Origin of the sequence: Streptomyces sp. NPDC052012 (assembly GCF_040689265.1) — a bacterium.
Classification (GTDB): domain Bacteria; phylum Actinomycetota; class Actinomycetes; order Streptomycetales; family Streptomycetaceae; genus Streptomyces.
Map to the genome: position 1 here is coordinate 465,044 of NZ_JBFAXA010000001.1, position 13,953 is coordinate 478,996.

Consider the following 13,953-nt stretch of genomic DNA (forward strand, 5'->3'; position numbering starts at 1 on the left):
ATGAGCACCACGACCGTCGAGACCGCCGCTCCCGCGGGCCCGCCCGCCGGTGAGAGGACCGCGAAGCGCCCGACGCGGCGGCGCGGCGAGGTCAGCCCGCTGGGACGCCTGACCTCCCACGGCCTGCTGATCGGCGCGAGCCTGATCGCGCTGTTCCCGGTCGCCTGGCTGGTCTTCCTGTCCCTCGGCCCGGACAAGGACGACTATCTGCGCCCCGGTGGCATCTGGGGCAAGATGACGCTGGACAACTACACGTTCGTCCTGCAGAACACCAACTTCTTCGACTGGCTCAAGAGCTCGCTGATCGTCTCCCTCGGGACGACCTTCATCGGCGTCCTCGTCGCCGCCACCACCGGCTACGCGGTCTCCCGCATGCGCTTCCCGGGGTACAAGAAGTTCATGTGGGTGCTGCTGGTCACCCAGATGTTCCCGGTGGCCGTCCTGATGGTGCCGATGTACCAGATCCTGTCGGAGCTGCAGCTCATCGACACCTACCTGGGTCTGATCCTCGTGTACTGCACGACGGCCGTGCCGTACTGCGCCTGGCTGATGAAGGGCTACTTCGACACCATTCCGTTCGAGATCGACGAGGCCGGGCGCGTCGACGGGCTGACCCCCTTCGGCACGTTCGCGCGGCTGATCCTGCCGCTCGCCAAGCCGGGCCTCGCGGTCGCCGCGTTCTACAGCTTCATCACCGCGTTCGGCGAGGTCGCGTTCGCCACGACGTTCATGCTGGACGACGAGAAGTACACGCTCGCCGTCGGTCTGCAGAGCTTCGTCAGCGAGCACGACGCCCAGCGCAACCTCATGGCCGCCACCGCGGTCCTGATCGCGATACCCGTCTCCGCGTTCTTCTACCTCGTGCAGAAGAACCTGGTGGCCGGCCTCACCGCCGGCGGCACGAAGGGGTAAGCGCCGTCAGGGGAGCTGTCGTCGTTCGGCTGCCGCGCCCGTTGTGGCTGGTCGCGCAGTTCCCCGCGCCCCTATCGGGGCGCTGCCCCTCCCCGGACTCGAGACGGTCGCGGTGGCCATCCGACCCCGCTGTCACCGCGGCCGCCTCGTTCGGCCCCCATATGACCGCACTGACGTTACGCAAGGACGACATGAGTCAGCAGCACTCCGCCGCCCCGGCCCCGACCTCCCCGACCGAATCGACGCGCTCCACCGACTCGGCCGTCGCCACCGTCGCCAGGCGCCGCGACTGGTGGCGGGACGCGGTGATCTACCAGGTGTACCCGCGCAGCTTCGCCGACAGCAACGGCGACGGCATGGGCGACCTGGAGGGCATCCGCTCCCGCCTGCCGTACCTGCGCGACCTCGGGGTGGACGCCGTGTGGCTCAGCCCCTTCTACGCCTCGCCGCAGGCCGACGCGGGCTACGACGTCGCCGACTACCGCGCCGTGGACCCCATGTTCGGCACCCTGCTGGACGCGGACGCGCTGATCCGGGACGCCCACGCGCTGGGCCTGAGGATCATCGTCGACCTGGTGCCCAACCACTCCTCCGACCAGCACGAGTGGTTCAAGCGGGCCATCGCCGAGGGCCCCGGTTCGCCGCTGAGGGAGCGCTACCACTTCCGGCCCGGCAAGGGCGAGAACGGCGAACTGCCGCCCAACGACTGGGAGTCGATCTTCGGCGGACCGGCCTGGACCCGGGTCACCGAGCCGGACGGCACGCCCGGCGAGTGGTACCTGCACCTCTTCGCGCCCGAGCAGCCCGACTTCAACTGGGAGCACCCGGCGGTCGGCGACGAGTTCCGCTCCATCCTGCGCTTCTGGCTCGACATGGGCGTCGACGGCTTCCGCATCGATGTCGCACACGGCATGGTGAAGGCGGAGGGCCTGCCCGACCTTGGATCCCATGAGCAACTGAAGCTGCTGGGCAACGATGTCATGCCGTTCTTCGACCAGGACGGGGTGCACGACATCTACCGCCAGTGGCGGCTGATCCTCGACGAGTACAGCGGCGAGCGCATCTTCGTCGCCGAGGCGTGGACGCCGACCGTGGAGCGCACCGCCAACTACGTGCGTCCCGACGAGCTGCACCAGGCGTTCAACTTCCAGTACCTCGGCACCCACTGGGACGCCGCCGAGCTGCGCGAGGTCATCGACCGCACCCTGGACGCCATGCGCCCGGTCGGCGCCCCCGCCACCTGGGTGCTGTCCAACCACGACGTCACCCGGCACGCCACCCGCTTCGCCAACCCGGCGGGGCTCGGCACCCAGATCCGCCTGGCCGGCGACCGCGAGCTGGGGCTGCGCCGGGCGCGGGCGGCGACGCTGCTGATGCTGGCGCTGCCCGGGTCGGCGTACGTCTACCAGGGCGAGGAGCTCGGCCTGCCGGACGTCGTGGACCTGCCGGACGAGGTGCGCCAGGACCCGGCGTACTTCCGCGGCGCGGGCCAGGACGGCTTCCGCGACGGGTGCCGAGTGCCGATCCCGTGGACGCGGGAGGGCTCGTCGTACGGCTTCGGTGACGGCGGCAGCTGGCTGCCGCAGCCGGAGAGCTGGGGCGAGCTGAGCGTGGAGGCGCAGACCGGGGTGCCCGGCTCGACGCTGGAGCTGTACCGGGCCGCGCTCGCCGTGCGCCGGGAGCAGCCCGACCTGGGCGCGGGCGACGCGGTGGAGTGGCTGCGCGCACCCGAGGGTGTTCTCGCCTTCCGGCGCGGGGACTTCGTGTGTGTCGCCAACACCACGGGGGAGTCGGTGACCACGCCGGCGTACGGCCGGGTGCTGCTGTCCAGCGGTGAGGTGGCGGAGACCGGCGGCGAGGCCAAGGTCCCGGCCGACACCACCGTGTGGTGGACGACCGCCTGACGTTCGTCCCGCAACTTTTTGCTTCAAGTTCGTACGGCCCGCTGCCCTTTCGGGTGGCGGGCCTTTAACATCTGCGGTGCCGCAAGTTTGCTGAATGTTTCAGCAAGCATCTTCAAAGCCTTCAACGAAGAAGGAACCCCACACATGGCACGCAGAACCCTCGCCGGGGCGGCCGCACTTGCCGCCGCCTCGCTTGTCATGACCCCGACCGCAGCAGAGGCCTCCCCGCCCGGCTCGAAGGACGTCACCGCCGTCCTGTTCGAGTGGAACTTCGCCTCGGTCGCCCGTGAGTGCACCACCGCCCTCGGTCCCGCCGGCTACGGCTACGTGCAGGTCTCCCCGCCCGCCGAGCACATACAGGGCCCGCAGTGGTGGACCTCGTACCAGCCCGTCAGCTACCGGATCGCGGGCCGCCTCGGTGACCGTACCGCCTTCAAGAACATGGTGGACACGTGTCACTCGGCCGGTGTGAAGGTCGTCGTCGACACCGTCATCAACCACATGGCCGCGGGCAACGGCACCGGCACCGGCGGCTCGTCGTACACGAAGTACAACTACCCCGGCCTGTACTCGTCGTACGACTTCGACAACTGCACCTCGCAGATCACGAACTACCAGGACCGCTGGAACGTCCAGAACTGCGAGCTGGTCGGCCTCGCCGACCTCGACACCGGCGAGGACTACGTCCGCGGAGCCATCGCCCGGTACATGAACGACCTGCTCTCCCTCGGCGTGGACGGCTTCCGCATCGACGCCGCCAAGCACATGCCGGCCGCCGACCTCGCGAACATCAAGTCGCGGCTGAGCAACCCGTCCGTGTACTGGAAGCAGGAGGTCATCCACGGCGCGGGCGAGGCCGTCCAGCCCACCGAGTACACGGGCAACGGCGACGTCCAGGAGTTCCGCTACGCCTACGACCTCAAGCGCGTGTTCAACAACGAGAACCTCGCCTACCTGAAGAACTACGGCGAGGGCTGGGGCTACCTGAACAGCTCCGTCTCGGGCGTCTTCGTCGACAACCACGACACCGAGCGCAACGGCTCCACGCTCAGCTACAAGGACAACGCCACCTACACCCTGGCCAACGTCTTCATGCTGGCCTGGCCCTACGGCGCGCCGGACATCAACTCCGGTTACGAGTTCTCCGACCACGACGCGGGCCCGCCGAACGGCGGTCAGGTCAGCGCCTGCTGGCAAAGTGGCTGGAAGTGCCAGCACGCGTGGCCCGAGATCAAGTCCATGGTCGCCTTCCGCAACGCCACACGCGGCCAGGCGGTGACCAACTGGTGGGACAACGGCGGCGACGCGATCGCCTTCGGTCGTGGCAGCAAGGGCTTCGTGGCCATCAACCACGAGTCCGGCTCGCTGACCCGCACCTACCAGACGTCCCTCCCGGCAGGCACGTACTGCAACGTCCAGAACAACACCACCGTGACGGTGAACGGTTCCGGGCAGCTGACCGCCACCCTGGGCTCGAACACGGCCCTCGCGGTGTACGCGGGCAGGAGCAGTTGCTGAAGCACAACTGTGACGTCCGGCGGCCGGAACCCCGGTCGCCGGGCGCTAGCGTAAGCGCGGGGTAAAGAACTTCCCCCGCGGGAGGAGGAGGCGCGGCGCGATCCGTTTCCACGCGCCGCACGAACGTCCGCGCCGCAGGGGGAGCCATCCACATGGCCTCGAACAACACCACTCAGCGTCCGAGAGGGCGCGTGGCGGGATGCCTGCAGGCGCTGCTGGTCCCGCTGATCCTCTTCGGCATCGCCGCCGCGTGGAACTACTACAAGGACGACGACAACTCGTCCTCCTCGTCGTCCTCTTCCTCGTCCTCGTCGTCCTCCTCGAACGGCGAGTCCACCGAGTGGAAGGCCGGCGACTGCGGCGGCCCGGATCCGGAGGGGTCGGCCGACAGCTACAAGGCGTTCGACTGCGACGACTCCGGGGCCACCTTCAAGGCGCTCAAGATCATGGACGCGAGCATCCTGCCGGACGCCGTCCAGTGCCCGGCGGGCACCGACCTCATCGTCCAGGTGTCCATCACCTTCGGCTCCTCCGACAGCGGCGGCGGCATCCCCTCCAGCACCGTCTGCGGCCGCAACCTGTCCGGCGACCACCCCGGTGACGCGGGCGCCGGCGGGGGCCAGTTGGTGAAGGGCGACTGCATCGACGACACCGCCAAGGAGATCGCGTGCGCCCAGGCCGGCTCCGCTGACTACAAGGTCCTCGGCCTGGTCAAGACGGAGGCGGAGTGCCCCTCGGGCACCACGGACCCGCTGAAGCTGACGCTGGCGCTGGGCCGTCCGTACGACGTGATCTGCGCGACCAAGGCGGCCTGACGGACCGTCGCCCCGCACACTGCGCCGCCGGTGTCCCGCAACGGGAGACCGGCGGCGCTTGTGTGTGCCGGACTCGTCCGCACCTTCCCGAAAGCTCCCGCTGGAAGTCCTTACCGTTACTTTCAGATCTCTTGCTGTAAAGCTTTCAACGGCGATACGGTCACGCCGGCGCCCCGGTGACGTGGCCGTACCGGTCGTTCCGAGGCGTGGGGTCGGACCCGAATGAGCCGTCATCGCAAGGAGTTCACGCCTGTGATACCCAGTTGGCCCGCGCCCCCGGGGCGCCGCATCGCGCACGGCAGACGGGTTGCCGCAGTCACCGTCGCCGCGCTGGCCGCCGCGCTCGTGCAGCCGCTCGCCGCCCGCGCCGACACCCCGCCCCCGCCGCCGTCGGACGCGTCGCTCGCCAAGGCGCCCGCGCGGCACGACCTGACGCGCGAACAGTTCTACTTCGTCCTGCCGGACCGGTTCGCCAACGGCGACACCCGCAACGACCGCGGCGGACTGACCGGTTCGCGGCTCGCCACCGGCTACGACCCCACCGACAAGGGCTTCTACCAGGGCGGCGACCTCAAGGGTCTCACCCAGAAGCTCGACTACATCAAGGGCCTCGGCACCACCGCCATCTGGATGGCCCCGATCTTCAAGAACCAGCCCGTGCAGGGCACCGGCAAGGACGCCTCCGCCGGCTACCACGGCTACTGGATCACCGACTTCACCCAGGTCGACCCGCACTTCGGCACCAACGAGGACCTCGAGACCCTCATCGACAAGGCCCACGACAAGGGCATGAAGGTCTTCTTCGACGTCATCACCAACCACACCGCCGACGTCGTCGACTACGAGGAGAAGTCCTACAGCTATCTCTCCAAGGGCGCCTTCCCGTACCTGACCAAGGACGGCGAGCCCTTCGACGACGCCGACTACGCCGACGGGAAGCGGACGTTCCCGCGCACGGACGCCGGTTCCTTCCCGCGCACGCCCGTCGTCCCGGCCGCCAAGAAGGACATCAAGGTCCCGTCCTGGCTCAACGACCCGACGATGTACCACAACCGGGGCGACTCCACCTGGGCCGGCGAGTCCACCACCTACGGCGACTTCTCCGGCCTGGACGACCTGTGGACCGAGCGTCCCGAGGTCGTCGAGGGCATGGAGAAGATCTACCAGCGCTGGGTGCGGGACTTCGGCATCGACGGCTTCCGGATCGACACCGTGAAGCACGTCAACATGGAGTTCTGGACGCAGTGGGCCACCGCCCTGGACGCCTACGCGGCCAAGAAGGGCCGGGACGACTTCTTCATGTTCGGCGAGGTGTACTCCGCCGACACGAACATCACGTCCCCCTACGTCACTCAGGGCCGCCTGGACTCCACGCTCGACTTCCCCTTCCAGGACGCGGCCCGCCAGTACGCCTCCCAGGGCGGCAGCGCCAAGAAGCTCGCGGCGGTCTTCGGCGACGACTACAAGTACACCTCCGGCCACGCCAACGCGTACGAGCAGGTCACCTTCCTCGGCAACCACGACATGGGCCGCATCGGCACGTTCCTCAAGCAGGACGACCCGAAGGCGTCCGACGCGGAGCTGCTGAAGAAGGACATGCTCGCCAACGAGCTGATGTTCCTCAGCCGCGGCAACCCGGTGATCTACTACGGCGACGAGCAGGGCTTCACCGGCGCCGGCGGCGACAAGGACGCCCGCCAGACCCTGTTCGCCTCGCGGACCGCCGACTACCTCGACGACGACCTGCTCGGCACCGACCGCACCCACGCCGAGGACACCTACGACACCAAGGCGCCGCTCTACCGGCAGATCAGCGCCCTCGCCAAGCTCCGCAAGGCCCACCCGGCGCTCGCCGACGGCATCCAGCAGGAGCGGTACGCCGCCGACGGCGCCGGCGTCTACGCCGTCTCCCGCATCGACGCGCAGACCGGCACCGAGTACGTCGTCGCCTTCAACAACGCGGACGAGCAGAAGAAGGCCACCTTCGCGACCGGCTCGGCGGGCATGACGTTCCGGGGCATCCACGGCACCGAGGCGACCGTGCGGACCGACGCCGACCAGAAGATCACCGTCACCGTCCCGGCCGGCTCGGCGATCGTCCTCAAGGCGGCGGGCCCGCTCGCCGAACCGGCCACCGAGCCGACGGTGACGCTCAAGGCCCCCGAGGCCGGCGCCACCGGCACCGTCGAGCTCACCGCAGACGTCGACGGGGGACAGCTCAACCGGGTCGTCTTCGCCGCCCAGACCGGCAACGGGAAGTGGCAGACCCTCGGCTCCGCCGACCACGCCCCCTACAAGGTCACCCACACCATCGGCAAGGACGTCCCCGCCGGCACCGCCCTGCGCTACAAGGCCGTGGTGCTCGACTCGGCCGGGCGCACGGACAGCGCGACGGCCGCCTCCACCACCGGCACCCCGCCGGCCGAGACCCCGCCCACCGCCTCCTCCCGCGACTACGCGATCGTCCACTACAAGCGCGCCGACGGGAACTACGACGACTGGGGCCTGTACGCCTGGGGCGACCTCGCCGAGGGCGAGGCCACCGAGTGGCCGGACAGCCACCCCTTCACCGGCCGCGACGCCTACGGCGCCTTCGCCTACGTCAAGCTCAAGCCGGGCGCCTCGAACGTCGGCTTCCTGGTGATCGACAAGGACGGCAACAAGGACGTCGCAGCCGACCGCAGCATCGACGTCACCAAGACCGGCGAGGTCTGGATCGAGCAGGGCAAGGAGACCGTCACCACCGAGCGGCCGGACTACCCCGCGCAGGACAAGACCAAAGCCGTCCTGCACTACCACCGCGCCGACGGGAACTACGACGGCTGGGGCCTGCACGTCTGGTCCGGAGCCGCGAACCCCACCGACTGGGCGGACCCGCTGAAGCCGGTGAAGACTGACTCCTATGGCGCGGTCTTCGAGGTGCCGCTCACCGAGGGTGCCACCAGCCTCAGCTACATCATCCACAAGGGCGACGAGAAGGACCTGCCCACCGACCAGGCGCTGGACCTCACGGCCGACGGTCATGAGGTGTGGCTGTTGAGCGGGCAGGAGAAGTACCTGCTGCCGCAGCCCGCCGGCTCCGCGGCCGCCCTCGACCTGACCACCTCCAAGGCGGTCTGGATCGACCGGGACACCGTCGTCTGGAACGGCTCCGACGGCGCCGCCTCCACCCAGCTGCTCGCCTCCCGCACCGGCTCGATCAAGGTGCAGGACGGCACCCTTACGGGCGCCGACGCGCGCTGGCTGCGCCTGACGAGGACCAGCCTCACCGACGCCCAGAAGGCGAAGTTCCCGCACCTGAAGGACGTCACCGCCTGGTCCGTCGACCCACGCGACCGGGACGGCGTGCGCGCGGCCCTGCGCGGCCAGGTCGTCGCCTCCCAGCGCGCCGTCAATGGAGCCGTGCTCGCCGCGACCGGGGTGCAGATCGCCGGCGTCCTGGACGACCTGTACGCCGCTGACGCGACCAAGGCGAAGCTCGGCCCGGTGTTCCGCCACGGCCGCCCCACCCTGTCCGTGTGGGCGCCGACCGCGCAGGACGTCTCGCTGGAGATCGGCGACCGCACGGTCCGCATGCGCCGAGACGACGACACCGGCGTCTGGTCCGTCACCGGCCCCAGCTCCTGGAAGGGCAAGCCCTACCGGTACGCGGTGAAGGTGTGGGCGCCCACCGCCCGCGAGATCGTCACCAACAAGGTCACCGACCCCTACTCGGTCGCCCTGACCACCGACTCCGAGCGCAGCCTCGTCGTCGACCTGGCCGACCGGTCCCTCGAGCCGCGTGACTGGTCGACGTACGACAAGCCGAAGGCCGTGCCGCTGAAGGACGCGCAGATCCAGGAGCTGCACATCCGGGACTTCTCCGTGGAGGACCGCACGGCGAAGGACCGGGGCACCTACCTCGCCTTCACGGACAAGGACAGCGACGGAAGCAAGCACCTGCGGGAGCTGGCGAAGGCCGGCACCTCCTACGTGCACCTGCTGCCCGCGTTCGACATCGCCACCATCCCCGAGAGGAAGTCCGACCAGGCGACCGTCGACTGCGACCTGGCCTCCTACCCGGCCGACTCCGAGAAGCAGCAGGAGTGCGTCGGGAAGATCGCCGCGAAGGACGCCTACAACTGGGGCTACGACCCGTACCACTACACGGTCCCCGAGGGCTCCTACGCCACCGACCCGGACGGCACCGCCCGCACGGTCGAGTTCCGCAAGATGGTCAAGGCGCTCAACGAGGACGGCCTGCGCGTGGTCATGGACGTCGTCTACAACCACACCGCCGCGAGCGGCCAGGCCAAGACCTCGGTCCTGGACCGGATCGTGCCCGGCTACTACCAGCGGCTGCTCGCCGACGGCTCGGTCGCCAACAGCACCTGCTGCGCCAACACGGCCACCGAGAACGCCATGATGGGCAAGCTCGTCGTCGACTCGGTGGTCACCTGGGCCAAGGAGTACAAGGTCGACGGCTTCCGCTTCGACCTCATGGGCCACCACCCCAAGGCCAACATGCTCGCCGTCCGCAAGGCCCTCGACGCCCTCACCCTCGAGAAGGACGGCGTCGACGGCAAGAAGATCATCCTGTACGGCGAGGGCTGGAACTTCGGCGAGATCGCCGACGACGCCCGCTTCGAGCAGGCCACGCAGAAGAACATGGCGGGCACCGGCATCGCCACCTTCTCCGACCGGGCCCGTGACGCCGTGCGCGGCGGCGGACCCTTCGACGAGGACCCCGGCGTGCAGGGCTTCGCCTCCGGCCTGTACACCGACCCCAACTCCTCGAAGAGCAACGGCACCGAGGCCGAGCAGAAGGCCCGCCTGCTGCACTACCAGGACCTGATCAAGGTGGGCCTGAGCGGCAACCTCGCCGACTACACCTTCACCGACACCAGCGGCAAGGAGGTCAAGGGCTCCCAGGTCGACTACAACGGCTCGCCCGCCGGATACGCGGACGCCCCCGGCGACGCCCTCGCCTACGCCGACGCGCACGACAACGAGTCGCTGTTCGACGCACTCGCCTTCAAGCTGCCGAAGGACACTCCGGCCGCGGATCGGGCGCGCATGCAGGTCCTCGCCATGGCCACGGCCACCCTCTCGCAGGGCCCGGCGCTCTCCCAGGCGGGCACCGACCTGCTGCGCTCCAAGTCCCTGGACCGCAACTCCTACGACAGCGGCGACTGGTTCAACGCCATCCACTGGAACTGCGCCGACGGCAACGGTTTCGGCCGCGGACTTCCGCCGGCCGCCGACAACAAGGACAAGTGGCCGTATGCCAAGCCGCTGCTCGGCGTGGTGAAGGTGGGCTGCCCGCAGATCCAGGGCGCCTCGGCCGCGTACCAGGACCTGCTGAAGATCCGTGCCACGGAGACGGCGTTCTCCCTCGACACGGCCGAGCAGGTGCAGTCCCGGCTGTCCTTCCCGCTGTCCGGGAAGGACGAGACACCCGGGGTGATCACCATGAGGCTCGGTGACCTGGTGGTCGTCTTCAATGCCACCCCCGAGGAGCAGAAGCAGCGCGTCGCCGCGCTCGCCGGAGCGGACTACCGTCTGCACCCGGTGCAGGCGGCGGGCGGGGACGCGGTGGTGAAGACCTCCTCCTACGCCGAGGAGACGGGCACCTTCACCGTCCCGGCGCGCACGGTCGCCGTGTTCACCACGGCCGGCTGACCGGTCGGGGAGCTGCGGTTAGGGTGAGCCCTTCTGACCTGGAACAGGAGGGCTCATGCCGCAGATCACCGTCGACTACTCCGAGCGGCTGGCGGACGGGTTCGACCGGCCCGCCTTCGCGCGGGACCTGCACACCGCCGTCGCGGAGATCGCCGCCGCGAGGCCGCCCGCGTGCAAGACGCGCTTCCGGCGCACCGAGGACGTCGTGGTCGGCGGCGACACCGACGGGCACGCCCTCGTCCACGTCCGGATCGGCCTGCTGGCCGGGCGCACGGACGAGACCAAGGCGCGGCTCACCGAGGCCGTGCTCGAACTGCTGCGGCAGTACGTGAAGTCGGCCGGGGACCTGGTGCTGCACGCCTCCGCCGAGGTGTGCGAGCTGGACGCCTCGTACCGGAAGTTCGAGGAGTAGCGGCGCCTTCCTGCGAGCGTTCTAGGACGCCAGGGCGATCAGCCGGGTGGCGAGGTCGGCGAACGGCCCGTCGCCCGGCTCGTCCTTGAGCAGGCTCCGCAGCAGCGTGCTCAGCTCCTCGTCGTGCGCGGCGGCGACGGCCGCGAGTGCCGCGAAGTCGTGCACCAGCTGTGCCTCCAGTTCGCCGCGCGGGATGCGGCGACCGTCCAGCCAGATCAGGGCCGTCGACTCGACGAGCGAGATCCAGGACCGGATGACCAGTTCCAGCCGGGGCGGTGCCTGACCGACCACTCCCATGTGCGCCAGCATCTGGTCGTACGCGGCCTGCCGCACGGAGTCGATCAGCGCGTTGGTGGTGGAGGAGCCGACCGCGGGGCCGCCGCGCATCAGGGCCGAGAAGCCGGGGCCGTGCTCGTCCACGAAGTCGAAGAAGCGGCCCATCACCCGCAGCAGCCGGGCGCCCAGCGGGCCCTCGTGCGGCTCGGCGAACCGGGAGGCCAGATCGTCCGAGGCGCGCTGCAACGCGGCCTCGTAGAGACTGAGTTTTCCGGGGAAGTAGTGGTAGACCAGCGGCCGGGAGATGCCCGCCGCCGACGCTATCTCGTCGATGGAGACGTCATCGGGCGAGCGGCGGCTGAACAGTTCGAGGGCGACGCCGATCAACTGCTGCCGCCGCTCCTCGACTCCCATCCTGCGGCGTACCCCGGTAGTCATGCGAACACCTTACCGATCGATTCCGGACTCGAACGTCCCGGAGCGGCCACCGGTGTTCACACGGTCAGCGCAGTCCGCTGATCGAGTCGCCGTTGTCCAGGGTCGCGGTGAGGTCGGCCTGGGCGCCGCGCCTGGCCTCGGCGGTCAGCAGGCGGCCCCGCGCGGAGGCCTCGATGCCGCCGGTCGCCTTGACGGACTCGGTGCCGCGGCTGCCGGCGGCCAGCAGGTACCAGGCGCCCTTCGAGGACTTCCACAGCACCCCGGCGAGCACGTGTGGCGCACGGGGGCCGCAAGCCGGCACGCTCTCGGCCTGGGCCGCCACCGCGCCGAACCGCCCGCCCGGCGTGTGGAACTGCGCCAGCACCCGCGCCCCGTCGCCCCGCCACGTCTCCGCCCGGGTGCACACCCACGCCGCCTCGTTGCCGGTGTCCGGCAGCGGCTGCCGCGCGTACGCCCAGGCGTTCACGCTGCGCACCCCGGCCGAGTGCAGCGCGCCGAGCGAGCAGGCGTACGGCGCCCAGGTGCGCAGCGCCTCGGCACCGGAGGCCTCGGCCGGCGCGTCGGGCGGCCCGGCCGTCAGATGCGCCGGGACCAGCTCGCCGAGGTCGGTCACCAGCCGGGTGCCGGTGCCGTCCGTCACCTGCAGCACGTTCCACGACGTGCAGCCCGCGGCCCGCAGCGTGGGGCCGGCCAGTGGTGCCGTCACTCCGTCGGTGAGGGCCAGGTCCATCGTCCCCGAGCCCGGCGCGCGCAGGTCACGCTCGCCGGCCTTGCGCACCCAGGGCGCGGTCAGATAGCGCAGGTTGCCGTCGGTCCGGCTCAGCACCACCGCGCTCGCCCCGGCCCGGCCGGCGCCGTCGACGCGGGCGAAGTCGAGGGCGGCACCCTGCGCGTCCTTCTTCGGCTCCGCGTAGCGGGTGATGCGCAGCCCGTCGTGGAGGATCACCACGCGGGAGTCGTCGACCGTCCCCGCGTACAGCAGCTGCGGCGGTCCGGCCGGGCCGCCGGTCGGGGTGCCCGGCGTGGCCGACACCTTCACCTGATCGCCGGGGCGGGCCCACACGGCGAGGGCGCGGCGCAGCAGTGCCCGGTCGCGGGTGAGGTCACCGCGTGCGGGCCACACCGAGAAGTCGGTGCGCGTGGAGGTCTTCCAGGCGGTGGGGGAGACCCGGGTGAGCTTTCCCGGGTCCAGGGCGGCCTGCGCGGCCGGGTTCCGCGCGTACGGCGGGGCGGCGGCACCGTCGGGGCCCCAGCCGTCGCCGGGCAGCGCGAGCAGCATGCCGCAGACGGCGAGGGCGGCACCCGCGGCCAGCGCGACCTTCAGGTGCCGGCGGCGGCGCATCAGGTCGGTGGGGCGGGCCTGCAGCGAGCAGGGGTCGAACTCGCAGGAGTCGAGCAGTCCGTACTCGGCGGGGATCGTGTCCGCCTCGGTCAGCGCGGCGTCGGGGTCGGCGACGCCCGCCTCCGTGAGCACCTTGCGCACGTCACCGTCGCTGAGCCGGTCCAGGCCGCGCAGCGCGTAGGCAGCACGGGCGGGGCCCGACAGCGCGGACAGCCGCTGGTCGAGAGCGAGTTCGTCGGCGCCGCCCGGCCGGGGGAAGAGCTTCAGCCCCCACACCTGGGGCAGCAGCGGCGGCAGCTGCGCCCGCTTGGGCCACGCCTTCCGCCGCAGCGGCAGGCCCGCCTCCAGCGCCGTGCGCACCACCTGGAGGCGGACCAGGGCGTAACCCGGGTCGCTGTCGGGACCCGCCGACTGGGCGGGGATCACCGGTGCGGAGGCCCGGGTGCGGGGCAGCGCGCGCTGGGTCAGGGAGTGCGCGGTCAGCACCCGCCTGCCGCGCCCCAGCGTGGGCGGCAGCACCAGATAGGCGAGCCGGACGAGCCGCGGATAGTGCTCGACGAGCGCGGCCTCGGCCTGCTCGACGTCGACCACGGGACCCGTGGGGGCGGAGGGGGAGGGGGGCGGGGCGACATCCTGTGACTGCACGTTCAGCAGAACGAGCGAATCGGCGGATGG

At 70.5% G+C, this 13,953-nt stretch carries 8 protein-coding genes; 6 read left to right on the forward strand and 2 right to left on the reverse strand.

Annotated elements, in window-relative coordinates; all coding sequences use genetic code 11:
- The 6 genes from AB0412_RS02120 to AB0412_RS02145 all read left to right on the forward strand — a co-directional run bounded on the left by AB0412_RS02120 (position 1) and on the right by AB0412_RS02145 (position 11,222).
- Positions 1-912, forward strand: a complete 912-nt coding sequence (locus AB0412_RS02120; protein ID WP_366400510.1) for a sugar ABC transporter permease — start codon at positions 1-3, stop codon at positions 910-912.
- A gap of 191 nt (positions 913-1,103) precedes the next feature.
- Positions 1,104-2,816 (forward strand): glycoside hydrolase family 13 protein, encoded by a 1,713-nt coding sequence (locus AB0412_RS02125; protein ID WP_366400511.1) that lies wholly within the window; start codon positions 1,104-1,106, stop codon positions 2,814-2,816.
- A gap of 144 nt (positions 2,817-2,960) precedes the next feature.
- Positions 2,961-4,334 (forward strand): alpha-amylase family protein, encoded by a 1,374-nt coding sequence (locus tag AB0412_RS02130; protein WP_366400512.1) that lies wholly within the window; start codon positions 2,961-2,963, stop codon positions 4,332-4,334.
- Between the two features lie 152 nt (positions 4,335-4,486).
- Positions 4,487-5,149, forward strand: coding sequence for a hypothetical protein (locus AB0412_RS02135; protein ID WP_366400513.1), 663 nt, complete (start codon positions 4,487-4,489; stop codon positions 5,147-5,149).
- Between the two features lie 252 nt (positions 5,150-5,401).
- On the forward strand, positions 5,402-10,810 hold the full coding sequence (gene pulA / locus AB0412_RS02140) for a pullulanase-type alpha-1,6-glucosidase (RefSeq protein ID WP_366400514.1): 5,409 nt from the start codon (positions 5,402-5,404) through the stop codon (positions 10,808-10,810).
- Positions 10,811-10,865: 55 nt separating this feature from the next.
- Positions 10,866-11,222, forward strand: coding sequence for an isomerase (locus AB0412_RS02145; protein ID WP_366400515.1), 357 nt, complete (start codon positions 10,866-10,868; stop codon positions 11,220-11,222).
- Positions 11,223-11,243: 21 nt separating this feature from the next.
- Here AB0412_RS02145 and AB0412_RS02150 read toward each other — a convergent pair whose 3' ends face one another.
- Positions 11,244-11,936: a TetR/AcrR family transcriptional regulator gene (locus tag AB0412_RS02150; RefSeq protein ID WP_366400516.1), complete on the reverse strand. Its 693-nt coding sequence runs from the start codon at positions 11,934-11,936 to the stop codon at positions 11,244-11,246.
- Between the two features lie 64 nt (positions 11,937-12,000).
- Positions 12,001-13,923 carry a hypothetical protein gene (locus tag AB0412_RS02155; RefSeq protein WP_366400517.1) on the reverse strand — a complete coding sequence of 641 codons (1,923 nt, stop codon included), beginning with the start codon at positions 13,921-13,923 and terminating at the stop codon, positions 12,001-12,003.
- Between the last annotated feature and the right edge of the window lie 30 nt (positions 13,924-13,953).